Here is a 23,724-nt window from a genome sequence, read left to right as displayed (position 1 = left end):
AAACGCAAATGCAGGATCTTCTCGTCGTCTACATCGCCTACGCAATCGCTGCAGGCAGTCCCGGACCAAGCAATATGGCCATCATGAATGTGGCGATGCGGCAAGGGCGTCGACCGGCGCTCGCCCTTGCCGCCGGGGTTATAACGATGTCGACATGCTGGGGGCTGATTGCGGTCACCGGCATCTCCACACTGCTGGTACGCTATGCCCATGCCCTGCTGTTTCTCAAGATCGCAGGCGGATTGTACCTTCTCTGGCTCGCCTGGAGGGCGGCCTGCTCGGCAGCAGCCCCGGATATGCCGGCAAGCGAGGTCGTCCGGCCTGCCGCGCAACTTGGCGTGCTCTATCGTCGCGGCGTTCTGATGCATCTCGGCAATCCGAAGGCGGTTCTGGCCTGGGTGGCGATCATGTCGCTTGGCCTCAAGCCGGGCGCTTCGCCGGAGATGGCCGTCACGGCTTTCGGCGGCTGCGTGCTCTTGGGGATCTCAATATTTGCCGGCTATGCCGTGCTTTTCTCGACGGCGCCGATGGTGCGCGGCTACGCCCGTGCGCGGCGGTGGATCGAGGGTAGTCTCGCCGTCTTCTTCGCGGGCGCCGGATCGCGCCTTCTGTTCTTACATTGACCGGATTTTCAGGATCGCATCATGTTTGTCGCTTCTCCGTTTCATGGTCTTTCGGCCTTTCCGCCCACGCCCGCCAATAGGGATGGCCGGGTCGACACCGAAGCCCTCTGCCGCCTGCTGGAACGCCTGTGTGATGCAGGCGTCGCTTCGATAGGCCTTCTCGGCAGCACCGGGATCTACGCCTTTCTCACGCGCGAGGAACGACGGCGAGCCGTCGAGGCCGCGGTCGAATGCGTTCGCGGTCGTGTTCCCCTCGTCGTCGGCGTCGGCGCTCTGAGGACAGACCATGCCCGGAACCTGGCTAGGGATGCCGAGGCTGCCGGTGCAGATGCTCTTCTGCTTGCGCCGGTGTCCTACACGCCGCTGACCCAGGATGAAGCCTACGAGCATTTCCTGGCGGTCACGGAGGCCGCGAAATTGCCGCTTTGTATCTACAATAATCCCGGCACGACCCACTTCACCTTCAGCCCGGACCTTCTGCAGCGCCTGTCCGATATCGAGACGATCAGGGCCGTGAAGATGCCTCTGCCTGTTGACGGTGATTTCGCAGGCGAGCTGGCGGCATTGCGAGAGAAGACCAGGCTTGCGATCGGCTACAGCGGCGACTGGGGCGCGGCCGAAGCGCTGCTTTCAGGTGCCGACGCTTGGTACAGCGTCATCGGCGGCTTGCTTCCGCGCGTCGCCCTTGCCCTGACCAAGGCGGCGATTGCGGGCGAGGGCGGCGAAGTGCGTCGGCTCGATGGTCTTCTCGAGCCGCTCTGGAAAACGTTCAAGGCGTTCGGAAGCCTTCGCGTGGTCTATACGCTGGTCGACCTTCTCTCACTCGCCAGGGCAGAGCTCCCACGCCCTCTCTTGCCGCTCGGGCCGATGGACCGGCAGCGTGTGCTCGACGCCGTCGAGCCTCTGATCGCCCTGGAGGGCGAGCTGAAGCGTCAATCCTTGTTGTAGAGGCTGCTCAGCGGTTTTTTCAGGATGCTTTCGCGCAGCGACGTGCCGGGCTCCCGGCGGGAGGCTGCGGACTGGTCCGTCGGTGGTGCCGGCCGGGGAAAGACCGGCTCGTCGCGGCGCATCTCGCGGCGAAGCGCGTCCAGCCGGGGATCGATCGCGGGTGACGTGGCCGGGTCCAGCCGCGGCGTCTGCGGCAGCAGTTCCCGCCGGTAGGTTTCGAGCGGCGCGGAGGCGGGCGGCGCGGCGGAAGAGGCGGGCGGCGTGTATGGCTTCGCGTCAAGATCCTCGTCGGCTGCGTCGGTCTCGTCGAAACCTGCCGCGGACGCGGCATAGTTCTGCTGGAAATTCGAAATGTCGGGTCCGACGGTCACCGCCCGCATGCGGGTGACGATCTTGCGCAAATCGACCGTATCCGGATCTTCCTCGCTCTGCTTGCTGTTGGCGTTGCTCGCCTTCGGCAGCAGGTTCTCCTCGACGCGGGAAAAACGCATGCGCATCGGCACGCTGATCGCCTCACCGAAGGCGATCGCTTCGCCATTGCCGATCGAGGAGATGAAGCTTGTCGTCGAGATCGACGAATTCGGGATGGCCGAGCGGATGATTTCCTGGTCGCGGTCGTTGGCGAGGCGCATGGCAAAGAGCGTCGAACACTGCGACAGGATCGTCTGGTCGAGCTCGCCCGGCCGCTGGGTGATGATACCAAGCGAGACGCCGTATTTGCGGCCTTCCTTGGCGATGCGGGCGATCGCCTGGCGCGTCGGCACGAAGCCGAGGCTCGGATCGGAGGGGATATAGCGGTGGGCTTCCTCGCAGACGACGAGCATGTGGATGGCGCCCTCGCTCCACAGCGCCACCTCGAAGGCCATGCGGCAAAGCACGGAAGCGACCGAATTGACGACCTCGGAAGGAATGCCGGCAAGCTGGAAGGCGCAGATCGGCCGGTTCTCGCCGGGAATGCGGAAGATCTGCGCGATGGTGTCGGTGATCGTGTCGGTGATCGTGTTGTTGGAGAACATGAAATGATAACGCGGATCATTGATTGCGGCGATGATGCGCATCTTCAACGAACGCAGGAAGGGTTTTTCCGAACGGCCTTCCAGGCGGCCGATGCGCTCGTCGATCAGCGCCAGCAAATCTGCCATGCGGTAGGGAACCGGCGTGTCGGCGGTGATCGAACTCTTTTCGGTCGTGCGGCGCACCAGTGAATTGTCGCTACCACGGAAGGCGCGCTTGGCTTCCGGCAGGATATCGCGCAGCATATCGAGCTCTTCGGGCACCGGCGGGCGGCCGCGAAAGACGACTTCGGCGAACTCTTCAAGCCGCATCAGCCAGAAGGGCAGATCAAGCGTATCGGTATCGATGGTGACGGCGTGCTGAGGAAATGCGGCGGCGAATTCGTTATGCGGATCGAGGATCAGTACACGCAGCTTCGGGTCCGCCGCGATCGCCTTGTGCAGGAGCAGCGACACGGCCGTCGACTTGCCGACACCGGTCGAGCCGACGACGGCGAAATGCTTGGAGAGCATCGAAGGGATATGGATCGCCGCATCGATGCTTTCGTCCTGCGTCAGCTTGCCGATGACGGCGGTCGTGCCCTGGCCGGCATCATAGATGCGCATCAGGTCTGCGGATCGGATGCGGTGCGCGATGGCGCCGAGATAGGGATAACGCGAGATGCCGGTCGAGAATTCCTCGCGCCCGTCCTCGTCGACACGGACCTCGCCGAGCAGCTCGGTCTCGATCTTGAAAATATTGTCTTCGCCTTCGCCCCAGGCATGGCTGCCGGTGTTCATCTGATAGACGAGCGCGACGACGCGGTTGCGGCCGACGCTGATCGAAATCAGCCGGCCCACGGACCACAGTTCGGTCAGATCGGTGCCGCCCTGTTCGGCGACGGCGGCGATGGTGGCCCGCGACCCGCTGCATGCAACGACGCGGCCGAGAAAGCGGTTCCCCGGTGTATGGCCATCGCGGCGATCCTGTTCACCCGCCTTGCCAGACGGGTGCAAGTCGTTGTTGAGCAAAGGGCTACTCCATGCGGTAGCGTAGAAGAATAAAGTCGATCCTTTAACAAATCCTTCATCCTATCGATTTTCGGGGGCGCAGGCGTGGGCAGTTTTTTATTGCGGCATGCGTTGACGCTGCGAAATTTTCTGTCTATCACTTCCGACCATGAAAATCGCAACGGCTCTTATCGTGGTGGGAAAGCGCATGGGCAGGATGGTGTAACCATCCGGCGATAGCCACCCATGCGCTAGATGACAGGCTCCTCAGGGGCCTTTTTTTATGCCCGAAATTCGGGCTTCCGGCCACAAACGCAATCCCAGCATCAAACGGAACAGACAGATGAGCACGGACAATCAGGCGGCAGGCAATCGGATGACGGGAGCGGAGATCGTTCTCAAGGCGCTGAAGGACAACGGCGTCGAACATATTTTCGGCTATCCCGGCGGCGCGGTCCTGCCGATCTATGACGAGATCTTCCAGCAGGAAGATGTCAAGCACATCCTCGTCCGCCATGAGCAGGGGGCAGGCCATGCGGCCGAGGGTTACGCCCGCTCCACCGGCAAGGTCGGCGTCATGCTGGTCACCTCGGGTCCGGGCGCTACCAATGCCGTCACGCCGCTGCAGGACGCGCTGATGGATTCGATCCCGCTCGTCTGCCTGACCGGCCAGGTTCCGACCTCGCTGATTGGCTCCGACGCCTTCCAGGAATGCGATACGGTCGGCATCACCCGGCCCTGCACCAAGCACAACTGGCTGGTCAAGGATGTCAACGAACTCGCCGCCGTCATTCACGAGGCCTTCCGCATCGCCCAGTCCGGCCGTCCGGGCCCTGTCGTCGTCGATATTCCGAAGGACGTGCAGTTTGCGACCGGCACCTACACCCCGCCGGCAGATTACTCGATCCAGAAGAGCTACCAGCCGAAGGTCCAGGGCGACCTCAACCAGATCCACGCGGCGATCGAGCTGATGGCGAATGCGCGCCGTCCCGTCATCTATTCCGGCGGCGGCGTCGTCAATTCCGGCCCCGAGGCTTCCAAGCTGCTGCGCGAACTGGTCGAGCTCACCGATTTCCCGATCACCTCGACGCTGATGGGCCTCGGCGCCTATCCTGCTTCGGGCAAGAACTGGCTGAAGATGCTCGGCATGCACGGCTCCTACGAAGCCAACATGGCGATGCACGACTGCGACGTCATGGTCTGCATCGGCGCCCGTTTCGACGACCGCATCACCGGCCGTCTCAATGCCTTTTCGCCGAACTCGAAGAAGATCCATATCGATATCGATCCATCCTCGATCAACAAGAACGTCCGTGTCGATATCGGTATCCGCGGCGATGTCGGCCATGTCCTCGAAGACATGGTCCGCCTGTGGCGGGCGCTGCCGAAGAAGCCGGAAAAGGCTCGCCTGGACGACTGGTGGACCGATATCGCCCGCTGGCGGGCACGCAACTCCTTCGCCTATACGAAGAGCAATGACGTCATCATGCCGCAATATGCGCTGGAGCGGCTCTTCGCCCACACCAAGGATCGCGATACCTACATCACGACAGAAGTCGGGCAACACCAGATGTGGGCGGCGCAGTTTTTCGGTTTCGAGCAGCCGAACCGCTGGATGACCTCGGGCGGCCTCGGCACGATGGGCTATGGTCTGCCGGCCGCGCTCGGCGTGCAGATCGCCCATCCCGATAGCCTCGTCATCGACATTGCCGGCGACGCCTCGATCCAGATGTGTATCCAGGAAATGTCGGCAGCGATCCAGCACGATGCGCCGATCAAGATCTTCATCATGAACAACCAGTATATGGGCATGGTGCGCCAGTGGCAGCAGCTGCTGCACGGTAACCGCCTTTCGAATTCCTATACGGAGGCGATGCCCGATTTCGTCAAGCTGGCAGAAGCCTATGGCGCCGTCGGCCTGCGCTGCGAAAAGCCGGAACATCTCGACGACACCATTCTGGAGATGATCGAGGTCAGGAAGCCGGTCATTTTCGATTGCCGCGTCGCCAATCTCGCGAACTGCTTCCCGATGATCCCCTCGGGCAAGGCTCATAACGAAATGCTGCTGCCGGACGAAGCCACCGACGAAGCGGTCGCCAATGCGATCGACGCCAAGGGCCGCGCGCTCGTCTAAAAAGGGAAGAGGAAACATCGCCATGAACGCACACTTACAGCCCACGGGCTCCGCCTATTTCATCTCGCCGGAAACGGCGGCCGTCGAAAGCCACACGCTTTCGGTTCTCGTCGACAACGAACCGGGCGTTCTTGCCCGGGTTATCGGCCTGTTCTCCGGCCGCGGCTACAATATCGAGAGCCTGACCGTCTCCGAGACCGAGCATCAGGCGCATCTTTCCCGCATCACCGTCGTCACACGCGGCACGCCGCAGGTGCTGGAGCAGATCAAGGCGCAGCTCGAGCGCATCGTGCCGGTGCATCGCGTCGTCGACCTGACGGTGCGTGCCCGCGAGCTCGGCCAGGACCGGCCGATCGAGCGCGAAGTGGCGCTGATCAAGGTGATCGGCGAGGGCGAGATGCGCGCCGAGACGCTGCGCCTTGCCGATGCCTTCCATGCCAAGGTGGTGGATGCGACGGTCGGTCACTTCATTCTGGAGATCACCGGCAAATCGTCGAAGATCGATCAGTTCGTCGCGATCATGAAGCCGCTCGGCCTCATCGAGGTCTGCCGTACCGGCATTGCGGCGATGAATCGCGGCGTGCAGGGCATGTAAGATTACAGCCCGGGCATGTAAGATTACCGCCAAGGCATGTAAGATTACAGCTTGGGCATGTAAGTCCGATGCTGCAATAATCGGGAAAGCCGCTGAAGGTCAGAGCATCTCCAGCGGTTTTTTCTTTGTGGGCGGCGGAAAGGCGGCGTCGAGGGCATCCCAGTCGTCGTCGGTGATATCAAGCGAGACGCAGTCGCGGTTCTCCGCCGCGCGTTCGGCATTCGAGGTCTTCGGGATGACGATGACGCCGTCGCGTTCCAGCAGGAAGGCGAGCGCCAACTGGGCGGGTGTTGCCTGATAGGCCTTGGCGATGCGGATCAGCTCGGGATGGTGCAGGATGCTTCCCTGGTCGATCGGCGAATAGGCCATGATGGGAATGCCTCGGTTCTGGCACCAGGGCAGCAGATCGAATTCGATGCCGCGGCGGGAAAGGTTATAGAGCACCTGGTTGGCGGCGACGTTGGCGCCGTCGGGCACTCCAAGCAGTTCCTCCATGTCGTCGGTGTCGAAATTGGAGACGCCCCAGGCGCCGATCTTGCCCGATGCCTTCAGCATTTCGAAGGCGGCGACGGTCTCTGTGAGCGGATGGTCTCCGCGCCAGTGCAGCAGATAGAGATCGATGCGATCGGTACCCAGCCGTTCGAGACTGCGCTCGCAGGCCTCGATCGTGCCTTTCAGGCTGGCATTCCAAGGATAGACCTTGCTGACGATGAAGACCTCGTCGCGCCGGCCCCTGATCGCCTGGCCGACGATCTCTTCGGCGCCACCATCCCCATACATTTCGGCGGTATCGATCAGCGTCATGCCGAGATCGATGCCGGCCTTGAGACTGCCGATCTCGGCCTTCGCGTGGCCGGCATCCTCGCCCATGGCCCAGGTGCCCTGGCCGAGCGCCGGCACCTCGGTGCCATCAGGGAATGTGATCGATGGAATCGGGTCGTCCTGCATGGTTTTCTGTCCCTTTGACAAGAGATTGGGCCGGGTCGCCATCTTTCAAGTAATCCTGTCACCATGACAATGATGTAATAGCATCGATGGTTTAGGACAGTTATGCTGACCTAAATAAACAGGCCGCAGAAAAGCTGGCTTCGGGAGGTCGCATGCCGCTGGATACATTTCTCGCCCTCGTTCTCTTCGCCTTCACGACCTCGATCACGCCGGGGCCGAACAATATGATGCTCTTCGCATCAGGCGTGAATTTCGGTTTCCGCAGGACAATCCCGCATATGTGCGGCATCGGCGTCGGGTTCTTCTCGCTGCTCATCGGCGTCGGCTTCGGGCTCGGCGCGCTGCTCCACACGGTGCCCGTAGTCTATACGGCGCTGAAGTTTGCAGGCGGCGCCTATCTCGTCTGGATAGCCTGGAAGATCGCTACCTCGCGCTCGCTCAGCGAAAGCAGCACTGGCGTCGAGCCGATGTCGTTCTTCGCGGCGGCCGCCTTCCAGTGGGTCAACCCGAAAGCCTGGGTGATGGCGGTGACCGCGATGGCGACCTACACCAATCCGCAACTCTATCTCGCGAGCGTGCTGATCGTCGGTCTCGCTTTCGCGGCGGTCAATGTGCCCAGCGTTTCGACCTGGGCAGGTTTCGGCTCAGCGCTGAGGGAATGGCTTTCCGATCCGGTGCGGTTGAAGTGGTTCAATATCAGCATGGCGGTGCTGTTGGTGCTAAGCCTCTGGCCGATGCTAAAATAGAGCGATCGACGGCTTCGTCAGCATCAGCCAGAGAATGCCGATGACGGCTGAGAAAGCCGGAAAACCGCAGGCGAACCAGATGCGGTAGAGGCTGAAATAGGCTGGCGGCAGTGCTTTTCCCGCCGCGGCTGCGGCGCGGGCGAGATCGCGCAGCCGAATCTGAATCCAGACGACCGGCAGCCAGAACAGGCCGGTCACGACATAAAGCAGCAGCGAAAGCGCAATCCATCCCTCCGACAGGTCCCAACCGATCGACCGGGCCAGCAGGTAGCCGGTCACCGGCTGGAGAATGGCTGCGGTGGCGGTGAAGATCGTGTCGGCGATCACGACGGTGCCGGCGACATGGGCGATCAGCTTGGGATCGCGTGTTCGGTGCGCCATCACCATGAAGAAGGCGATGCCGGCGCCGGTGCCGAAGAGCACGGTCGCGCCGGTGACATGGGCAAGCAGCAGCCATTCCTCAAGCATCAGCGTTCATCCAGGGTGGCAAGTGCGGTGAACGCCAGCAGGATCGACGGCAGCACCTTGACGAGGGGACCGAGCGGATCGAGCCAGAGCGCGGGTTCGAGCAGGCTGGCGCCGGTAAGATAGGCGAACGACACGGCCAGCATGCCGACAAGGGCACGTTTCGCCAGCGGGCGAAGGAGGACGGCAGCGCCGAGAGCGGTATCGATCAGGCAGGTTGCAAGCGTCAGCGCCATTGCAGCGGCCTCAGGCATGAACGGCAGGAAGTGAGCGGACGTCTTCTCCAGTGTCAGCAGCGGGATCAGCCCGGAGAGCAGCCAGAAAACGGACAGGCCCGATATGACGAGCGGCTTCAGAAGATAGAGCCTGGCAAACCAGAGATCCTGCACGCCGGAGGGATTGGCCGAGAGCGCTGCGGTCGCGGATGTCGCAGCAAGGCCGCTTCCTGATTTCGAGCTTTGCACACCTTCCGACATCACTGTCATGGCTGTCGAGCGCAGCGGCGAACGCCAGCCGAGCAGGCCAGACATATCGGCCAGCCACGTCACCGGCCTAGCAAGCCAGGGGGCAAGGGAAAACACGCGGGCGGGCGGCAGGCCGAGCCACCGGCGGTGAAGGCGGACGAGCTCGGCGAGCGTCAGAACTTCGTCGGCGGCAAGATCGATATCGCCGGAGATGCCGCCGGAGATTGCCCGCGACACGGCTTCCGCCACATCGTCCACCGAAAGTGTTTCGATCGGGCTTTCGGCATGGACCAGCGGCAGCATGAGGGGAAAGGCGGCAAGCGCCCGCAGCAGGGCCGAACCGCCGTGGGCATTGCGGCCGAGAACGAGGGCAGGGCGCAGGATGAGGTAAGGCAGGCCGCTTGCAGCCAGCGCCTCGTCGGCTTGCCGCTTGGTGGCGAGGAAGGGAAGATCGCCAGCGGCTCCCGCCGTCCTTGCCGATATCTGCACGATCAGCGGGCGCGATGAGCGTTTTGCGGTGGAATAGAGCGCCAGCATCGCCTCTGCCTGGGCGGCCGACAGATCATCCGACAGGCCGTCCTGCAGGGCGCCGGCGCAATTGACGACGACATGCTGGTCCTTGAGGATATCGTCCCAATCCGCTGGTTTCGTCATGCGCGATAGATCTGCGCGCCGCCAGTCGAGCGCCGGCTGTTTCAGGCGCGCACGCGCGGGATTGCGGCCGAGGCCGATCACGGTGTGGCCGTCGGCAACGAGCCGGGCGGCGACGACGGAGCCTATGAAGCCGGTTGCGCCGAGAATCAGGATGTTCATGACAGGAGATTAGCGGAAAAGCGTGAGTGGTATAGGAGGGCTTGGCGGGCGTGCGGTGTGTGATAGAAGTAGCAGAGAGGACGTTTTTAGGGATGCGACACGCTGCCACGATTCCGCTTCTCCCCAGCGGGGAGAAGATGCCGGCAGGCAAATGAGGGGGTGAGCGGCGAAGCAGTGAATGCGCTAAGCGCAAGCGAAGGGCAATATTGATGGTTGTGCCGTGCGGCCCCCTCATCCGACCCTTCGGGCCAGCTTCTCCCCGCTGGGGAGAATAGGGAACCAAGCCGCGGACCTCGCTTACTTTTCAGACCCGTCAGAGAGGGTGAGAGCCGCCTCTCTGACGTACCGGGAGGACATTGCCTTGCACGACCATGACCACCACGACAACCATTATTCCGACATGCAGGCGCGCGTGAAGGCGCTGGAAACGCTGCTGACGGAGAAAGGGCTGATCGATCCGGCGGCGATCGATGCGATCGTCGAGACCTACGAGACGAAGGTGGGACCGAGAAACGGCGCCCATGTCGTCGCCAGGGCCTGGAGCGATGCCGATTTCGCCGACTGGCTGAAGCGCGACGCGACGGCGGCGATATCAAGCCTCGGTTACACCGGCCGGCAGGGCGAGCACATGCGCGCCGTCTTCAACACGGCCGAGACCCATAACCTCGTCGTCTGCACGCTCTGCTCCTGTTATCCCTGGTCGGTGCTCGGCCTGCCGCCGGTCTGGTACAAGGCGCCGGCCTATCGCTCACGCGCCGTCATCGATCCACGCGGCGTGCTGGCCGAATTCGGGCTGACGCTGCCGGAGGAGAAGAAGGTCCGCGTCTGGGATTCGACGGCGGAGCTGCGCTATCTCGTCATTCCCGAGCGACCCGAAGGGACAGAGGGAATTGACGAGCAGACGCTCGCCGACCTCGTCAGCCGCGATGCGATGATCGGCACGGCCGTTGCCGGCAAGCCGGAGAGCGCCACATGAACGGACCGCACGATCTCGGCGGGCAGATGGGCTTCGGTCCTGTCGCGCCGGAAAAGGACGAGCCCTATTTCCATGCCGGATGGGAGAAGCGCGCGCTCGGAATTACCCTTTCCTGCGGCGCCTTCGGCGCCTGGACCATCGATGAAAGCCGGCATGCGCGCGAAAACATTCCGCCGGCCGATTACCTTGCCGCCAGCTATTACGAGATCTGGATCCGCGGCATCGACAAGCTGCTCGAACGGCACGGCTTTGCGACGCATGAGGAGCTGCTTTCTGGGCGGAAGCTGCAAGACGGCGCCGTGCCGAAGCGGGTGCTGAAGGCGGACATGGTGCCAGCCGTTCTGGCAAAGGGTGGGCCTTGCGATCGTCCCGTCGAGGCAGCGCCGCTCTTCGTGGTCGGTGAGACGGTGAGGACGAAGAATTTCAATCCGGCGACGCATACGCGCCTGCCGCGTTATGCCAGGGCCAGGACCGGTGTGGTCGAGGCGGTGCAGGGTTCGTTCGTCTTTCCCGACGACAATGCTCATGGCAAGGGCGAGAACCCGCAATGGCTCTATACGGTCGTTTTCGACGGCGCGGAGATCTGGGGCGAGGATGCCGATCCGACGCTGACCGTGTCAATCGATGCCTGGGAGAGCTATCTTGAACCAGCATGAAATGTCGCCGCTGACGCAATCGCCCAGCCTGCCGAGGTCGCCGGAGGGCGAGCCGGTCTTTCCCGAGCCATGGGCCGCCGAAGCCTTTGCCATGACTGTGCACCTGCATGCAAAGGGCCTGTTCAGCTGGAGCGAATGGGCTGAAACGCTTTCCGCGCAATTGCACAAGCCTGGCCGGGCTGAAGATGGCAGCGACTATTTTGACTGCTGGGTGGCGGCACTCTCCGACCTTATCGTCGACAACGGCATCGCCGATGTGGAAACGATCCTGGCACTGCAACAAAGCTGGCAGCGGGCGGCGGAAGCGACGCCGCACGGACGGCCGATCGAGCTCGGCAACGATCCCTCGCGCGGATCCTCATGACGGGAATTGCTTGTAGCACTCCTCGGCTACCTCCCGCAGTGTCTCGCGGGAGATTTCGCCGGTGACGGCGTAGCCGAGTTCGCCGTCGATCCAGTAGAAGGTCTCGACATTTCCGGATGAGGCGAAGCGGAAGCTCGTCGTGCGGTTTTCCGTGTTGCGGCCGACCAGGACAGTCAGGCGCTCGCCGGCCTGGTTTTCATACATGAACATGGAGCCCGGCCTGCCATCGACCGGCAGCAGGCGGCCGCCGACCAACTTGAAGCCGAGCGACTGCAGGTTCGGGATCTTGAGATTCTCTATCGCCAGGCGTTTGCCGAGCCAGGTGGCGAGATGGGCCTCCTCGTTGGCGAAGACTTCGACGGGGTGGCGAACCTCGGCGGCATAGACCATGAAGGCGGTCTCAGCCTGTTTCGGCAGGGTTTCGGAGCCGGCAAGCTGCAACTCCGGTTTTTCCAGAAGGGCCGGACCATAATGGCCGCTGACGGCGCCGAGCGCGAAGACGACGAGGGCGGCTGCGGCGATCGCCGCGCGTTTCCGCCCGGAAGAGATGCCGCGGGGCGGCGAAACCAGGAGAGCGTCGGTTTCCCTTGTTTTTTCATAGCCTGCAAACAGCGATCTGATGCCTGTATTCTGCGCCTGCCATTCGGCGATCATCGCCGCCTCGTCGGGATTGTCTGCCAGGAAGGCATCGATGCGGGCGCGTGCCGTTTCCGGCAGCTGGCCGTCGGCATAGGCGTGGAGGTCGGCTTCGGTTACGCTCGGGTTGGTGTCGTTCATTTCGGTCTCCGGAGCGTAATGATATTGTCGGCTTTCAGCCGCTCGGCGACACGCTGGCGGGCGCGCGACAGGCGGGACATGACGGTGCCGATGGGGATATCGAGAGCGGCTGCGACCTCGCTGTAGGTGTATCCCTCAATAACGACAAGCATCAGCACGGCGCGGTATTCCTCCGAAAGGCTGTTCAGCGCATCGTCCAGCCGCGCGCGCTCCTGCGGATCGGCCGGCACTTCAGGCGCGGCCAGGTCCGTTGCGGCGTCGAGTTCGACGAGGCCGTCGCGGGTCTTGCCGCGCCGGCCGTTGCGATAGAGATTGGTCATGATGGTCAGGACCCAGCCGCGCAGGTTGAGACCGCGCCACTGGCCGCGGCGCGTGAGAACCTTCTCGACGCAATCCTGGAGCAGATCCTCGCCATCCGCATCCGAGCGCGTCAGGCTGCGCGAATAGCGCCTGAGCGAGGGCAGGAGGGCCAGGATCTGGCCCTCGAAGGTTTCGGGGGCGGGTGTTTTCACGCCGGCAACTCGCTTGTGATCGGGATCTTGGCGATCAAGGCTTGGCGAGATCCCAGTTGCCGCCGACGCCATCGCCGGTGATGTCGCCCATCTTCTTGTCCTTCACCCAGAAATAGAGCGGCATGCCGTCCTTGGCCCATTGCTTCATGCCATCCTTGCGCTCGACGATCGAATATGCACCATCGGCCTTGGCATCGCCAGCAGCCATCAGCGGAGGCCAGTTCTTTGCGCAATCGCCGTTGCAATTGGAAACGCCCTTCACGTCCTTCTTGAAGGTGTAGAGTGTCATGCCGTTTTCGCCGGCAAGCACCTTGCCCTTTTCGGATTCGACTGTTTTGACAGGAGGGGCGGCGAAAGCAGCGGTCGCGGCAAAGGCGGCAGCCGCCACGACGGACAGGAATTTCACGAATTTCATGGTGTCTCTCCTCAGATTGGGCACGCAGTCTTGCGGTACCTGACATGAGACACGAGCCGAGGCGCTTTTATTCCATGGGTGGGAAATGTTTTTAAGACGAGTGAGGCGGATGGAAGCCCGCTGCACCTGATGCCATGCCGCAGATCAATGTGGCCGGTGTTGCCGCTATTCTCCGGTGGTGGACACTGCCGCCATGTCGACCCAGACCGCCTCGAATATATGGCCATCGGGATCCTCGAAGGCGCGGTTGTAGAGCCAGCCCATGTCGGTTGGGGCGCGCGGATCGGCCTTGCCGCCGGCGGTTGCTGCCGCTTCGACGATGGCGTCCACCGTTTCGCGGCTGTCCTGTGCCAGGGCTAACAGGACCTCGCTGGTCTTCTGCGCTTCGGCAACCGGCTTCGGCGTGAAGGTCGCGAAAAAATCGCGCGTCAGCAAGTGGAAGATGATGGCGTCGGACCACACCATGTTCGACGCCTGATGGTCGCTGAACTGTTCGTTCTTCGTGCATCCGATCGCTTCGTAGAAGCGGGTCGCAGCAGCAATGTCTTTCACCGGCAGGTTCACAAAGATCATCTTGGGCATTGCAGTTTCCTCCTCTTCAGTTGTTTTCCAGGGGACAGTCTCGCCTCACAAGAACTCTTGCACGATCGTGTCACTGGCATGAATGCAGACGATTTCGAGCCGTCCCAAGCCGACATTCTCGAAACGATGCGGAACGTTGGCGGCCACGACGACGATATCGCCCGGAAAGGCGCGGGTCGTGGTCTCACCCACGGTGAATTCGGCCTCGCCCTTCCTGACGGCCCATGTCTCGGAATAGGGATGGACATGCAGGCCCGGCCCCTGACCCGGTTCATTGTCAACAATGAAGAGCGAGATCTCGCCGCCGTAGTCGCGGCCCTCGAAGCGGACCGTCCGGCTCTGATCGGGTTGTGGCTCCTGGTGGCGAACTATCCTGAACATCACCTGCCTCCCGCTCGTGTCGTTTGCGAATACAAAGTATCTTCGTGAGAAGATATATTCTTAAAGGTATCTTCCTGTCAAGATATCTTCCTTGAATCGAATGGAAGGTGTATGTCTCGGCTGTGGTGGCATACGAGGCAGAGAATGATGAATGGGACTGAAGGAGACCGCGACCGCCGGGGGGACGAGGACCGCCCCAGGGAGGGTGACCGCTCCGCGGATGACCATGTCGACCGGCTGCGCCGGCAATGGGCGGTGGAACTGCCCAACCTCGACACGGAGCCGATGGCGATCCTGGGGCGGGCCTTCCGGCTGTCGAACCTGGTGCGCCCCAGCATTGAGGCGACATTTGCCGATTTTGGCCTCGACCGCGGCGAATTCGACGTGATCGCAACGCTTCGCCGTTCCGGAACGCCCTACCTGATGACCCCGACGGAGATATATTCGGCGCTGATGATCTCCTCGGGAGGCCTGACCCACAGGCTTGACCGGCTGGAGAAGGCGGGACTGATCCGCCGGGAGAAATCACCACGCGATGGGCGCAGCGTGCTGGTGGCATTGAGCGAGGCGGGTGCGGCACTCGCCGAAAAGGCCTTCCGCACCGACATGACGAGCGAAGCTTCGTTTCTGCAGGCTCTTGACGGAAACGAGCGCGAGGCGCTCGCTGCGCTGCTGCGCAAGCTGATCGCCGGAATTGAAAATGAGCAGACGCGCGGGGAGGACGAGAACGGGGGCTGAGCGGAGACCGGAGCCCGCATCGCCGTTCAGGCAACAACACGCTGCTTTTGCAGCGCATTTACATCGTGTCGGTTTTCGGATATGGTATATCCTTAATTCCATTGGCAGAACCAGCCATCCACACGAGTTGCTGAATGATCCTGAAAAGCCAAGTCGAGTGGGCGCTTCACTGCTGTGCCATTCTCGCGGGCCTGCCAGAGGGCAGGTATCTTTCCACCAAGGCGCTCGCGGAGCTTCATGGTCTGCCGAAGGAATATCTATCCAAAGCACTGCAGAGCCTTTCGCAGGCATCGCTGGTCGAGACCACACTCGGTCCGAGTGGCGGCTACAGGCTTGCCAAGACCCCCTCGGACATCAATTTTCTCGAGATCGTGGAGGCGGTCGAGGGGAAGGCCCGCAGCTTTACCTGTACGAACATCCGGGCGAACAATCCCTGCCGACCGGAAGGATATTGCGACAGCAAGCCATGCGCGGTCGCGCGCATCATGTGGGAGGCCGACGAGGCCTGGCGGGATACGCTGAGGCGCGTCCGGCTTTCCGATCTGGTCGGCACCTTGTCCGAGGAAGTGCCGTCCGACATTTGGCAGAGCACCTTCGCATGGGTGCTTAAGCGCGCCGGCTGAGCGAATGGCCGCCCTTCATGGCATCTCCGCTTTTTTCCGAGCCGCGGAAATGCCCTGTATTTGTTTTTCGCAATTCCGGACGCCAAACCGCTGCGCACTTTTGCTGGAATTGCTCTATGCCCTGAAGATGGTCCGGATGGTTTTCAGAATGGCGTGCGCGTTACGGGCGTGTTCCGGCGGCAGGGCGGCGATGTCGCGAAAGCGCTCGGCGCGGCTGGCGAGGTCTTCGGCGATTTCTTCCGCCAGCGCGGGACGTTCACTCAGCAGCGGCGCGAAGGCCTTCTGATCGATTTCATAGGTTGTCACCGGGGTAAGAGCCTCCAGGGTGCAGACTTCCTGCATGCCTGCGAGCAGGCCGGTCTCTCCAAAGACATCACCCGGCGCAAGCCGCCCGCGCTCCTCATCTCCGTGCCGCGCCGCGATGATACCTGCCCGCACCATCATCAGCGACGGGAGCATCTCGCCCTCCCGCACGATGACATCGCCCTTGCGGAACTCCCGCACGGCCGTGGTCTCGGCGAGTTTCTGCTTTTCATCCGATGTCAGCGTCGCAAAGATCGGAATGGCCTCGATCAGTTCGAGCGGCGTCACACGGGGCGGCCGTGTGCTTTCTTCGGTCGGCAGATCGCCCGTCAGGATCGAGGCCGCCGCCGGAACAGCCAAAAGCAGGCCGCCTGATTTGCAGTGACGATAGACGAGATCGAGCACCTCGTTTCGCGCCGTCACACGCCGGCTCGGGCTCGTCACCCGGAACCACAGCTCGACCTCCAGCGCCGTGGCATCCAGCCCCTTCAGTGCCACGACCGGCGGCGGCTCGCGCACGATCGAATTGCAGCTCGCAAGCGCCGTTGCCATGACTTGCCGGACCGATGCCGGCATCCGCGTCGGGGCGATGCGGATGGTGAGGACCAGGAGATGGCTCTCGTCCGGCCGGCTTACATTCGTCAGGCCGAGCTTTGCCAGAAAATTGTTCGGCAGAACGACGACATTGTTTGCGCTAGTCAGGATGTGTGTCGCGCGCCAGTTGCTTTCGACGACGCGCCCCTCCGTGCCGTCGCTGAGAAGGATCCAGTCGCCGATGATGTATGGCCGGCCGAGTGTCAGCGCGATGCCGGAGAAGACGTCGGCCAGCGTATTCTGGAGCGCCAAACCGAGAATGATGGCGACCACGCCCGAGGTCGCGACGAGGGTGCCGATCGGCACACCGAAGACGAAGGCCATAACCGACAGGGCCATGCCGATATAGACGACCCCGATGACGAGATCCTGGAGCAGTCGGGCTTCTCGCGGACTACCCTCCAGTACCAGATACAGCCTGATGAAACCGATGACGGCCCATGCCAGATGGATCCACCAGAGCGTTTTTGCGACGATGACGAGCAGGGCCTGCGGGTCCTCGGACTCATATCCTTGAAACCGGTGGGGTTCGATGCCGCTGCCGACAAGGATCAACGTCATCGCCGCAAAGAAGAGGATTTGCACCACCAGTCGCGTCGTCGGCCGTTGGCGGGAGAGAAGATGCCAGATGATGATCCCGGCGAATCCAACTGTAATGAGGGATATCAGAGGCTTGCCGAAGAGCACGTCGTCAATCATCTCTCTGTCTCCGGAATGGGGCGAGCCGCCCCTGATTCAGTATCTCGGCCGCCTGCGCAAGCATCGGGCCTGCGCAGGCGGTATAGGCGGATCATCACTTCTTGAGCGGATAGGTCAGCTCTTTCTGCTTGGTATCGACGACGAAGACGGCGAGCAGGCGGGCGGGCTTCGTCTTGCTACCGTTGGCGCTGACTCCATGGCGGTCGCCCGGCATTTCGGAGAAGCTCTCTCCGGCATGATAGACCTTGACGGGGCCGTCATTGACCTGGCTGCGGATCGCTCCTTCGAGCACGGTGGCGTAGATGAAGGCCGTATCGGGATGTGTGTGGCCGTCGGAGAAACCGCCTGGGCCGTACTCGACCAGCACGCCCTTGATGCTCTTGCCCGGTACGTTCGGAAGTTCGTTTTCATAGACGAGCGTCACCTTGGCAGCTTTGCTGCTCTCATCGGCGCTGGCGCCCGTGGCTGCCAGAAGGGCGAGCGCACCGGCGAGGAATGATGTTTTGATCATCGGAATCTCCATGGTTGCAGGGTTTGGCAAGACGCGCCCGACTGGCCGCGTCCTCAGGGCAAGTCGCATCACTTCGGCTGGGCGGACTTGGCAAACCACTGCTCGAAGGTGATCGCGCCGAGCCGCGAGTTGTTGTCGGAAACGAGCGACCGGTCGTTGAGTCTCGCGCCGAAATATTTCGCCTCGGCATCGGCCTCGACGGTGCGCGGATCTTTCATGGCCTTCAAATATCGGCCGACGAGTTCGCTGAGGCGCGCCCGTTCCGGACCTGATATCTCGATCGTCGCGTTGGCGGGCGGTGCGAGAGCCATATCCGCCATGACATCGGCGACGTCGTCGGAAACGATCGGCTGCACATAGGCCGGCGACAGGCGGACCGTCTGGCCGACCGTCCCCGATTGGGCGATGCCGCCGAGGAATTCCATGAACTGCGTCGAATGCACAATGGTATAGGGAATACCCGATGCCTTGATCAGCTTTTCCTGAGCGAGTTTGCCGCGGAAATAGCCGCTTTCCTGCAGACGCTCCGTGCCGACCACGGAAAGGGCGATATGGTGCCTGACGCCGGCGAATTTCTCGGCAGCGAGAAGGTTGCGACCCGAGGTCTCGAAGAATTCGAGGACGGCCTTGTCCTCGAAGGACGGCGAATTGGCGAGGTCGAGCACGACTTCGGCGCCGAAGAGCGCCTCTGCCAGTCCTTCTCCGGTGATTGTGTTGACGCCGGAGTTCGGCGATGCGGCAATCACGTCATGGCCGCGTTTGCGCAGGCGTTCGACAGTCTTCGAACCGATAAGGCCGGTTCCGCCGATGACAACGATTTTCATAATGGATCTCCGTTCGCTGCCGCGGCGCGGCAGCGTCAAAGTTGAATCTTCTCAATAAATTGCGCGGTTTAGTTCAGGCCGGCCTTATCGAGGCCGTAGGCCTTGTCGGCCGTACCGGGCACGGTCTTGAAGCCGACATTGACGCGGTTCCAGGCATTGATCGCCATGACGACGAAAGTCAGGTCCGAGATTTCCTTCTCGGATAGCTGGCCGCGCACCCGTTCGTAAATCTCGTCTGGAACGCCGCCCTCGGGAAGCCTCGTCAGCGCTTCGGTCCAGGCAAGGGCTGCGCGCTCGCGGGGGATGAACAGGTTCGATTCCCGCCAAATGGCCACGTGGTAGAGCCGCAGTTCCGTCTCGCCATGGATCTTGGCCTGCTTTACATGCATATCGAGGCAAAAGCCGCATCCATTGATCTGCGAGGCGCGAGTCTCGACGAGGGCCTGTAGCTTCTCGTCGATCACGCTGCTCTTCAGCGCCATGCTGAATTCCATGAATTTCTTGAAAAGCTCGGGGGACTGCTGGGCGTAGTTCAGTCGCTGGGTCATGCGTCTCTCCTTTAATTAAGGATATTAAATATCCTTATGGATAAAAGATATCCTTAATTGCTGGACTGTAAAGCCATTCTCGCTTAGTCTGGCTGCATAAAGCCTATGCGCAAAAGTATGAGGGGCAGGGGTGGATATCGTTTCGGCATTGCGGACCTTTCAGCGCGTCGTGGAGACGGGTTCGTTTTCGGCGGCGGCGCACGATCTCGACGTGACGCAGCCGGCGGTCTCACGACAGGTCGCAGCCCTCGAGGGCCACTTCAACACGCGCCTCCTGCATCGCACGACGAGCGGCCTGTCGCTGACGGCAGAGGGGGAGCGGATGCTGCCGATGGCGCTGCGGATTCTCGAAGCGGTTGAGGAGCTCGGCGATGCGGCCGGATCGGACGGAACCATGGCCTCGGGAAAGGTCAGGCTCAGCGTTCCAGCACCACTCGGCCTCTATCTCAGCGAGCGGCTCGGCGATCTTCTCGCCGCCCATCCGAAGCTCTCGGTCGAACTCATCTTCAGGGAGCAGGGGTCGGATATGATCGAGGAGCGCCTGGATCTCGAAGTGCGCTTGGGCCACGTCGCCGACAGCAGCCTCGTCTGCCGGCGGATCGGTTGGACGACCGCCTTCCTCGTTGCATCTCCCGCCTATCTCGCACGTAGGGCGGCTCCCCGCGCACCGAAGGAGATCAAGGACCATGAATGCCTGTGCTACAACAGGGCAGGGGAGGCCAATACCTGGTCCTTCTCGAACGGTTCGGAAGACATATCGGTCCGGATCTCACCGCGGCTGACCGCCTGCAATGCCGTCTCCATTCACCGGGCAGCCCTTGCTGGAGCGGGTCTTGCGGTGCTTTCGCACATCATCGCGATGCCTGATATCGCCGCCGGCCAGTTGGTCCCCGTAATGAAGGATTTCCAGCCCAGCCGGCTGCCGGTTACCGTTGTCTATCCCTCGCGGCGCAACATGCCGCTGCGCGTCAAGACGGTTCTGGATTTTCTCATCGAGGCTATGGGGCAGGACCCGTCGATGTGCGCCAGCGGCGCGGACCGGCAGTGGAACTGATGATCGCCCGGCCGCGCGATTTGCCGTTTTCCGCCTTGCCTAAAGCCCGCGAATCCTGCCAAGTCGTCCGATCATGCAATTTGCGCCGCAACAAGATGAAGCCCTGAAGGCTGTTTCGAAATGGCTGAAGGAAGGGCGCTCGCCGCTCTTTCGCCTGTTCGGCTATGCCGGAACGGGAAAGACGACGCTTGCCAAGCATTTTGCCGAAAATGTCGATGGCGACGTGTTGTTTGCCGCCTTCACCGGCAAGGCGGCGCAGGTGCTGCGCTCGCGCGGCGCCTCCAACGCCCGGACGATCCATTCGCTGATCTACCGGCCGCGCGGCGAGGAGGCGGTGGAAGACGAGGAAACAGGCAAGACCTCGATCGCGCCGATGTTTTCGATCAACCGGCAAAGCCCGGTCGCGAAGGCAGCGCTGATCATCGTCGACGAATGCTCGATGGTGGACGAGGCGCTTGGCAAGGATCTGATGAGCTTCGGCACGCCGATCCTGGTGCTCGGCGATCCCGGCCAGCTGCCGCCGGTGACCGGCGGCGGCTACTTCACCAATCAGGATCCGGACTACCTTCTCACCGATATCCACCGGCAGGCGCGCGACAATCCGATCATCAAGCTCGCCATGCAGGTGCGCGAAGGCAATGAGGTGATGTACGGCGATTACGGCACGGCCAAGGTGATCTCGAAGAACGAGGTGACGCAGCAGTTGGTGCTTGATGCCGACCAGGTGCTCGTCGGTACCAACCGCACGCGGCGGCGCTACAATCAGCGCCTGCGCGAGCTGAAGGGCTTCAACGCCGATTATCCGCAGACTGGCGACAAGCTCGTCTGCCTGCGAAACGATCCGGCCAAGGGCCTGCTCAACGGCTCGCTCTGGCAGGTGATGACCTCGTCCAAGGAAACGACGAAGCCCGGCATCAATCTGCTCGTCCGGCCTGAGGATGACGACATGGACCGGGGAGCGGCCAAGATCAAACTGCTGAAGCAGGCCTTCGAGGATGTCGAGGGCGAGATCCCCTGGAACACCCGCAAACGCTACGACGAATTCGACTTTGGCTACGCGCTGACCGTTCACAAGGCGCAGGGTTCGCAATGGAACGATGTCGTGCTCTTCGACGAGAGCTGGGCGTTTCGCGATACCCGGGAACGCTGGCTCTATACAGCAATCACGCGCGCGGCGGAGACGCTGACGATCGTCCGCTAATCCCGGTCGCACCTGCGACCAGGTCGCATTCCCGATCTGGAGTGGTGAGGAAGAAACGGTGGCGGCCGTGTCTTAGGCGGATGGCGCTAAGCCTGCACGATACCGAGCAGAACTGCCTTGGCGATGGCCTGGAAGCGGTTGTTGGCGCGGAATTTCAGGATGATTCCGGCCTCCAGGTCACGGGTTTCGTCATGTTTCAGGTCGAGCGCCCGGGCGATGCGCTGGGTGGAATAACCCTCCGCCATCAGTTCCAGGCAACGCCGCTCCTGCGGGGTCAGGCTTGCACTGTCCTGATTGTCGTTTAACGGCGCCTCCTCGATGCTGCCGTCGTAGTCCAGGAGGTCGCCGACCTGCTGGAGCTGGCGGTGCAGCGTCGACATCTCCGCCGTCAGTTCGCGCTTGCGCACCTCAAGGGCCTCGCGGAACATTGCCTCGGCCGCTTCCTGCGAATCGGCGTTGCGGAGTTCGCCCATCAGTTCCTGGATGACGGCGATCGGCATACCTGTATCGCGGCAGACCGTGATCACGGCCATGCGCATCACATCGTCCTGGCCGTAGACCCGCATCAGGCCGATGCGGTTGGCTGAAATTAACCCTTTCTCTTCATAGAAATGCAGTGTCCTGTGTGTGACGCCGAATGCGTTTGCCATGTCGGCAATGGGCACCGGACCATCAGGTAGATCCGGCGGTAGCGCGGCTGAAGGCAGGAACCGATATTTCGATCGGGCCTCCGAAGCGATACCGGCGGTGGCAAACAGGCGTTTGGAACCGTCTGGCATGAACCCTCCTGGGGCATGTTGTTGCACCTCATGCGGCTTTGCCAGTTGCTTCCCATGCGCGGCGAGTGGGGTTTCCTCTAGGCGTTCTTCTCATTGGGAAAGAAGCAGTACGCGGCATACTCTACGCGATACGATGTCCACGTTATGCGTGAACGATCTTTTTTATAAGTGCTAAAAATAATCTCTTTTAAATGGGATAGCAACTTTACCGGCATATTTTGCCGGGTTCTTGGGTGTGTTGCACAAAAACATGTGTTGCACTGCGGGATCTCGTGGTCCTCTTCAAAGGTGACGGGATTTACTATCTGCGGTACGCGTGCGGCAAATGCTCAGCGTAATTTCGGTGCCCCATCAGCGATTGGCATCGCATCCATTTGTGAATCTCGTTGGCCATCGCGGAGCACTTGGCTTAAAAGCAGGCCTCCCATTTCCGTGACCGATGGATCTCGCCATGCCCGCCAAGCTCTCTGTGAACCTCAACGCCGTCGCCATGCTGCGCAACCGGCGCGACCTGCCCTGGCCGAGCGTCGAAGCGCTTGGGCGTATCGCGCTGAAATCTGGAGCGAGCGGGCTGACGGTGCATCCGCGCCCCGACCAGCGGCACATCCGCTTTTCCGACCTGCCTGTGATCCGCAACCTGATCGACGACGAATTCCCCAAGGCCGAGTTCAATATCGAGGGCTATCCGACCGAAGAATTCTTCGAACTCTGCGCCGGGGCTGCACCCGAGCAGGTGACGCTGGTGCCTGACGATCCCGCCCAGGCGACCTCCGATCACGGCTGGGATTTCCGCAAGCACCAGGCGTTCCTGACCGATGCCGTCGCGCGGCTGAAGACGATGGGGTGCCGGGTGTCGCTGTTTGCCGACGGTGACGGGGACACACAGGCGGTTGAGATCGCCAAGGCGGTCGGCGCCGATCGGATCGAACTCTATACCGGCCCCTATGGCGGTTGCTTCGATGCGCCGGAGCGGGCAGGCCCGATCCTTGAAGCGCTTGGACGGACGGCGGATGCAGCCCTTGCAATCGGCCTTGCCGTCAATGCCGGTCACGATCTGACGGTCGAAAACCTGCCTGATCTGGTGAAGCGCATTCCCGCTCTTGCCGAGGTTTCGATCGGCCATGGGCTGACCGCCGATGCGCTGGAATACGGCATGGCGGAAACGGTGCGGCGCTTCTGCCGGGCCTGTGGTCAGGTGGTTTGAGGAAGTCTTTTCCTTCTTGCGTATTGGGCGGCGACTAACTTGCCCTGCAAGGGTCTCTCGTGCCGCGCGCGCAGGATTCCTGTGTTCGTGACATCCGACTTGCGGACCGGCCATATTTCCAACACACGAGCATCTCCTAGTTCTTTCAACCGGGGGGCGCTAGGATGAGAGTTGTTACGCGTCAATTTATGTTTGTCGCGGCAGCATGGGCGTGTTTGCTCTGCTCCGTTGGAGCCGGGGTCGC

Annotated in this window: 27 protein-coding genes; 13 read left to right on the top strand and 14 right to left on the bottom strand. The window is 62.0% G+C overall.

Annotation, left to right across the window (positions count from 1 at the left end; genetic code table 11):
* Positions 1-8 precede the first annotated feature (8 nt).
* Positions 9-623, top strand: a complete 615-nt coding sequence (locus RLCC275e_RS14005; protein WP_033180915.1) for a LysE family translocator — start codon at positions 9-11, stop codon at positions 621-623.
* Between the two features lie 21 nt (positions 624-644).
* Positions 645-1,571 (top strand): dihydrodipicolinate synthase family protein, encoded by a 927-nt coding sequence (locus RLCC275e_RS14000; protein WP_033180914.1) that lies wholly within the window; start codon positions 645-647, stop codon positions 1,569-1,571.
* On the opposite strand, the gene RLCC275e_RS13995 is transcribed toward RLCC275e_RS14000, so the two are convergent.
* Complete coding sequence (locus RLCC275e_RS13995; protein ID WP_033180913.1) at positions 1,556-3,595, bottom strand: ATP-binding protein; 2,040 nt, start codon at positions 3,593-3,595, stop codon at positions 1,556-1,558. The genes RLCC275e_RS14000 and RLCC275e_RS13995 overlap by 16 nt on opposite strands.
* Positions 3,596-3,917: 322 nt before the next feature.
* On the opposite strand from RLCC275e_RS13995, the gene RLCC275e_RS13990 reads away from it, so the two are divergent.
* Together RLCC275e_RS13990 and ilvN are read left to right on the top strand one after the other, a co-directional pair.
* On the top strand, positions 3,918-5,708 hold the full coding sequence (locus RLCC275e_RS13990) for an acetolactate synthase 3 large subunit (protein ID WP_033180912.1): 1,791 nt from the start codon (positions 3,918-3,920) through the stop codon (positions 5,706-5,708).
* Positions 5,709-5,730: 22 nt separating this feature from the next.
* Positions 5,731-6,303: an acetolactate synthase small subunit gene (ilvN, locus tag RLCC275e_RS13985; protein WP_003541288.1), complete on the top strand. Its 573-nt coding sequence runs from the start codon at positions 5,731-5,733 to the stop codon at positions 6,301-6,303.
* A 99-nt stretch (positions 6,304-6,402) separates the two neighbouring features.
* Here ilvN and RLCC275e_RS13980 read toward each other — a convergent pair whose 3' ends face one another.
* Positions 6,403-7,251 (bottom strand): aldo/keto reductase, encoded by an 849-nt coding sequence (locus tag RLCC275e_RS13980; protein WP_033181031.1) that lies wholly within the window; start codon positions 7,249-7,251, stop codon positions 6,403-6,405.
* Positions 7,252-7,403: 152 nt separating this feature from the next.
* Between RLCC275e_RS13980 and RLCC275e_RS13975 the strand changes: the two genes are divergently transcribed.
* Entirely contained in the window at positions 7,404-7,997 is a 594-nt protein-coding gene (locus RLCC275e_RS13975) for a LysE family translocator (protein WP_033180911.1), read from the top strand.
* On the opposite strand, the gene RLCC275e_RS13970 is transcribed toward RLCC275e_RS13975, so the two are convergent.
* Entirely contained in the window at positions 7,989-8,465 is a 477-nt protein-coding gene (locus RLCC275e_RS13970) for a DUF2269 family protein (protein WP_033180910.1), read from the bottom strand. The two genes, RLCC275e_RS13975 and RLCC275e_RS13970, sit on opposite strands and share 9 nt — an antisense overlap.
* Positions 8,465-9,739 carry an SDR family oxidoreductase gene (locus RLCC275e_RS13965; protein WP_033180909.1) on the bottom strand — a complete coding sequence of 425 codons (1,275 nt, stop codon included), beginning with the start codon at positions 9,737-9,739 and terminating at the stop codon, positions 8,465-8,467. The genes RLCC275e_RS13970 and RLCC275e_RS13965 overlap by 1 nt, the downstream gene beginning before the upstream one ends.
* A 400-nt stretch (positions 9,740-10,139) precedes the next feature.
* On the opposite strand from RLCC275e_RS13965, the gene nthA reads away from it, so the two are divergent.
* From nthA to RLCC275e_RS13950, 3 genes are read left to right on the top strand one after another with little or no spacing between them, the layout of a single operon-like run.
* Entirely contained in the window at positions 10,140-10,715 is a 576-nt protein-coding gene (gene nthA, locus RLCC275e_RS13960) for a nitrile hydratase subunit alpha (RefSeq protein ID WP_245485069.1), read from the top strand.
* A complete protein-coding gene (nthB, locus tag RLCC275e_RS13955; protein WP_033180907.1) occupies positions 10,712-11,371 on the top strand; it encodes a nitrile hydratase subunit beta in 660 nt (219 codons plus the stop codon). Before nthA ends, nthB begins: the two co-directional genes overlap by 4 nt.
* Positions 11,358-11,735, top strand: coding sequence for a nitrile hydratase accessory protein (locus tag RLCC275e_RS13950; protein ID WP_033180906.1), 378 nt, complete (start codon positions 11,358-11,360; stop codon positions 11,733-11,735). The genes nthB and RLCC275e_RS13950 overlap by 14 nt, the downstream gene beginning before the upstream one ends.
* Here RLCC275e_RS13950 and RLCC275e_RS13945 read toward each other — a convergent pair.
* The 5 genes from RLCC275e_RS13945 to RLCC275e_RS13925 all read right to left on the bottom strand — a co-directional run bounded on the left by RLCC275e_RS13945 (position 11,730) and on the right by RLCC275e_RS13925 (position 14,402).
* Positions 11,730-12,512, bottom strand: a complete 783-nt coding sequence (locus RLCC275e_RS13945) for an anti-sigma factor family protein (RefSeq protein WP_033180905.1) — start codon at positions 12,510-12,512, stop codon at positions 11,730-11,732. The two genes, RLCC275e_RS13950 and RLCC275e_RS13945, sit on opposite strands and share 6 nt — an antisense overlap.
* Positions 12,509-13,024 carry an RNA polymerase sigma factor gene (locus RLCC275e_RS13940; RefSeq protein WP_033181030.1) on the bottom strand — a complete coding sequence of 172 codons (516 nt, stop codon included), beginning with the start codon at positions 13,022-13,024 and terminating at the stop codon, positions 12,509-12,511. The genes RLCC275e_RS13945 and RLCC275e_RS13940 overlap by 4 nt, the downstream gene beginning before the upstream one ends.
* A 34-nt stretch (positions 13,025-13,058) precedes the next feature.
* Positions 13,059-13,439, bottom strand: a complete 381-nt coding sequence (locus tag RLCC275e_RS13935) for a COG4315 family predicted lipoprotein (RefSeq protein WP_003560881.1) — start codon at positions 13,437-13,439, stop codon at positions 13,059-13,061.
* Positions 13,440-13,604: 165 nt separating this feature from the next.
* Positions 13,605-14,021 (bottom strand): VOC family protein, encoded by a 417-nt coding sequence (locus RLCC275e_RS13930; protein WP_033180904.1) that lies wholly within the window; start codon positions 14,019-14,021, stop codon positions 13,605-13,607.
* A 45-nt stretch (positions 14,022-14,066) separates the two neighbouring features.
* Positions 14,067-14,402, bottom strand: a complete 336-nt coding sequence (locus tag RLCC275e_RS13925) for a cupin domain-containing protein (RefSeq protein WP_033180903.1) — start codon at positions 14,400-14,402, stop codon at positions 14,067-14,069.
* A gap of 144 nt (positions 14,403-14,546) precedes the next feature.
* Here RLCC275e_RS13925 and RLCC275e_RS13920 point away from each other — a divergent pair, with 144 nt between their 5' ends.
* Together RLCC275e_RS13920 and RLCC275e_RS13915 are read left to right on the top strand one after the other, a co-directional pair.
* A complete protein-coding gene (locus RLCC275e_RS13920) occupies positions 14,547-15,140 on the top strand; it encodes a MarR family winged helix-turn-helix transcriptional regulator (RefSeq protein WP_033180902.1) in 594 nt (197 codons plus the stop codon).
* Between the two features lie 134 nt (positions 15,141-15,274).
* Positions 15,275-15,763, top strand: a complete 489-nt coding sequence (locus RLCC275e_RS13915; RefSeq protein WP_033180901.1) for an RrF2 family transcriptional regulator — start codon at positions 15,275-15,277, stop codon at positions 15,761-15,763.
* Positions 15,764-15,877: 114 nt separating this feature from the next.
* On the opposite strand, the gene RLCC275e_RS13910 is transcribed toward RLCC275e_RS13915, so the two are convergent.
* The 4 genes from RLCC275e_RS13910 to RLCC275e_RS13895 all read right to left on the bottom strand — a co-directional run bounded on the left by RLCC275e_RS13910 (position 15,878) and on the right by RLCC275e_RS13895 (position 19,242).
* On the bottom strand, positions 15,878-17,359 hold the full coding sequence (locus RLCC275e_RS13910) for a mechanosensitive ion channel family protein (RefSeq protein ID WP_033180900.1): 1,482 nt from the start codon (positions 17,357-17,359) through the stop codon (positions 15,878-15,880).
* Positions 17,360-17,453: 94 nt separating this feature from the next.
* Positions 17,454-17,870 (bottom strand): cupin domain-containing protein, encoded by a 417-nt coding sequence (locus tag RLCC275e_RS13905; RefSeq protein WP_033180899.1) that lies wholly within the window; start codon positions 17,868-17,870, stop codon positions 17,454-17,456.
* Between the two features lie 68 nt (positions 17,871-17,938).
* A complete protein-coding gene (locus RLCC275e_RS13900; protein ID WP_033180898.1) occupies positions 17,939-18,694 on the bottom strand; it encodes an SDR family oxidoreductase in 756 nt (251 codons plus the stop codon).
* A gap of 68 nt (positions 18,695-18,762) precedes the next feature.
* Positions 18,763-19,242, bottom strand: a complete 480-nt coding sequence (locus tag RLCC275e_RS13895; protein WP_033180897.1) for a carboxymuconolactone decarboxylase family protein — start codon at positions 19,240-19,242, stop codon at positions 18,763-18,765.
* A 130-nt stretch (positions 19,243-19,372) separates the two neighbouring features.
* Between RLCC275e_RS13895 and RLCC275e_RS13890 the strand changes: the two genes are divergently transcribed.
* Both RLCC275e_RS13890 and RLCC275e_RS13885 read left to right on the top strand, forming a co-directional pair.
* Positions 19,373-20,296: a LysR family transcriptional regulator gene (locus tag RLCC275e_RS13890; RefSeq protein ID WP_033180896.1), complete on the top strand. Its 924-nt coding sequence runs from the start codon at positions 19,373-19,375 to the stop codon at positions 20,294-20,296.
* A 73-nt stretch (positions 20,297-20,369) separates the two neighbouring features.
* On the top strand, positions 20,370-21,497 hold the full coding sequence (locus RLCC275e_RS13885; protein ID WP_003560862.1) for an ATP-dependent DNA helicase: 1,128 nt from the start codon (positions 20,370-20,372) through the stop codon (positions 21,495-21,497).
* Positions 21,498-21,583: 86 nt separating this feature from the next.
* On the opposite strand, the gene RLCC275e_RS13880 is transcribed toward RLCC275e_RS13885, so the two are convergent.
* Positions 21,584-22,276, bottom strand: a complete 693-nt coding sequence (locus tag RLCC275e_RS13880; protein WP_003560859.1) for a MerR family transcriptional regulator — start codon at positions 22,274-22,276, stop codon at positions 21,584-21,586.
* Positions 22,277-22,727: 451 nt separating this feature from the next.
* Between RLCC275e_RS13880 and RLCC275e_RS13875 the strand changes: the two genes are divergently transcribed.
* A complete protein-coding gene (locus RLCC275e_RS13875; RefSeq protein ID WP_033181029.1) occupies positions 22,728-23,480 on the top strand; it encodes a pyridoxine 5'-phosphate synthase in 753 nt (250 codons plus the stop codon).
* Positions 23,481-23,724 lie beyond the last annotated feature (244 nt).

Source organism: Rhizobium brockwellii (assembly GCF_000769405.2).
GTDB classification, from domain to species: Bacteria; Pseudomonadota; Alphaproteobacteria; order Rhizobiales; family Rhizobiaceae; genus Rhizobium; species Rhizobium brockwellii.
This window is presented reverse-complemented; position numbering and strand designations above follow the sequence as displayed.

What these genes read in the sequence shown, in the direction of transcription:
- RLCC275e_RS14005 (WP_033180915.1), top strand. Translation starts at nt 9, where the DNA reads ATGCAGGATCTTCTCGTCGTCTACATCGCCTACGCAATCGCTGCAGGC.
- RLCC275e_RS14000 (WP_033180914.1), top strand. Translation starts at nt 645, where the DNA reads ATGTTTGTCGCTTCTCCGTTTCATGGTCTTTCGGCCTTTCCGCCCACG.
- RLCC275e_RS13990 (WP_033180912.1), top strand. Translation starts at nt 3,918, where the DNA reads ATGAGCACGGACAATCAGGCGGCAGGCAATCGGATGACGGGAGCGGAG.
- ilvN (WP_003541288.1), top strand. Translation starts at nt 5,731, where the DNA reads ATGAACGCACACTTACAGCCCACGGGCTCCGCCTATTTCATCTCGCCG.
- RLCC275e_RS13980 (WP_033181031.1), bottom strand. Translation starts at nt 7,251, where the DNA reads ATGCAGGACGACCCGATTCCATCGATCACATTCCCTGATGGCACCGAG.
- RLCC275e_RS13975 (WP_033180911.1), top strand. Translation starts at nt 7,404, where the DNA reads ATGCCGCTGGATACATTTCTCGCCCTCGTTCTCTTCGCCTTCACGACC.
- RLCC275e_RS13970 (WP_033180910.1), bottom strand. Translation starts at nt 8,465, where the DNA reads ATGCTTGAGGAATGGCTGCTGCTTGCCCATGTCACCGGCGCGACCGTG.
- RLCC275e_RS13965 (WP_033180909.1), bottom strand. Translation starts at nt 9,739, where the DNA reads ATGAACATCCTGATTCTCGGCGCAACCGGCTTCATAGGCTCCGTCGTC.
- nthA (WP_245485069.1), top strand. Translation starts at nt 10,140, where the DNA reads ATGCAGGCGCGCGTGAAGGCGCTGGAAACGCTGCTGACGGAGAAAGGG.
- nthB (WP_033180907.1), top strand. Translation starts at nt 10,712, where the DNA reads ATGAACGGACCGCACGATCTCGGCGGGCAGATGGGCTTCGGTCCTGTC.
- RLCC275e_RS13945 (WP_033180905.1), bottom strand. Translation starts at nt 12,512, where the DNA reads ATGAACGACACCAACCCGAGCGTAACCGAAGCCGACCTCCACGCCTAT.
- RLCC275e_RS13935 (WP_003560881.1), bottom strand. Translation starts at nt 13,439, where the DNA reads ATGAAATTCGTGAAATTCCTGTCCGTCGTGGCGGCTGCCGCCTTTGCC.
- RLCC275e_RS13930 (WP_033180904.1), bottom strand. Translation starts at nt 14,021, where the DNA reads ATGCCCAAGATGATCTTTGTGAACCTGCCGGTGAAAGACATTGCTGCT.
- RLCC275e_RS13925 (WP_033180903.1), bottom strand. Translation starts at nt 14,402, where the DNA reads ATGTTCAGGATAGTTCGCCACCAGGAGCCACAACCCGATCAGAGCCGG.
- RLCC275e_RS13920 (WP_033180902.1), top strand. Translation starts at nt 14,547, where the DNA reads ATGATGAATGGGACTGAAGGAGACCGCGACCGCCGGGGGGACGAGGAC.
- RLCC275e_RS13915 (WP_033180901.1), top strand. Translation starts at nt 15,275, where the DNA reads ATGATCCTGAAAAGCCAAGTCGAGTGGGCGCTTCACTGCTGTGCCATT.
- RLCC275e_RS13910 (WP_033180900.1), bottom strand. Translation starts at nt 17,359, where the DNA reads ATGATTGACGACGTGCTCTTCGGCAAGCCTCTGATATCCCTCATTACA.
- RLCC275e_RS13905 (WP_033180899.1), bottom strand. Translation starts at nt 17,870, where the DNA reads ATGATCAAAACATCATTCCTCGCCGGTGCGCTCGCCCTTCTGGCAGCC.
- RLCC275e_RS13900 (WP_033180898.1), bottom strand. Translation starts at nt 18,694, where the DNA reads ATGAAAATCGTTGTCATCGGCGGAACCGGCCTTATCGGTTCGAAGACT.
- RLCC275e_RS13895 (WP_033180897.1), bottom strand. Translation starts at nt 19,242, where the DNA reads ATGACCCAGCGACTGAACTACGCCCAGCAGTCCCCCGAGCTTTTCAAG.
- RLCC275e_RS13885 (WP_003560862.1), top strand. Translation starts at nt 20,370, where the DNA reads ATGCAATTTGCGCCGCAACAAGATGAAGCCCTGAAGGCTGTTTCGAAA.
- RLCC275e_RS13880 (WP_003560859.1), bottom strand. Translation starts at nt 22,276, where the DNA reads ATGCCAGACGGTTCCAAACGCCTGTTTGCCACCGCCGGTATCGCTTCG.
- RLCC275e_RS13875 (WP_033181029.1), top strand. Translation starts at nt 22,728, where the DNA reads ATGCCCGCCAAGCTCTCTGTGAACCTCAACGCCGTCGCCATGCTGCGC.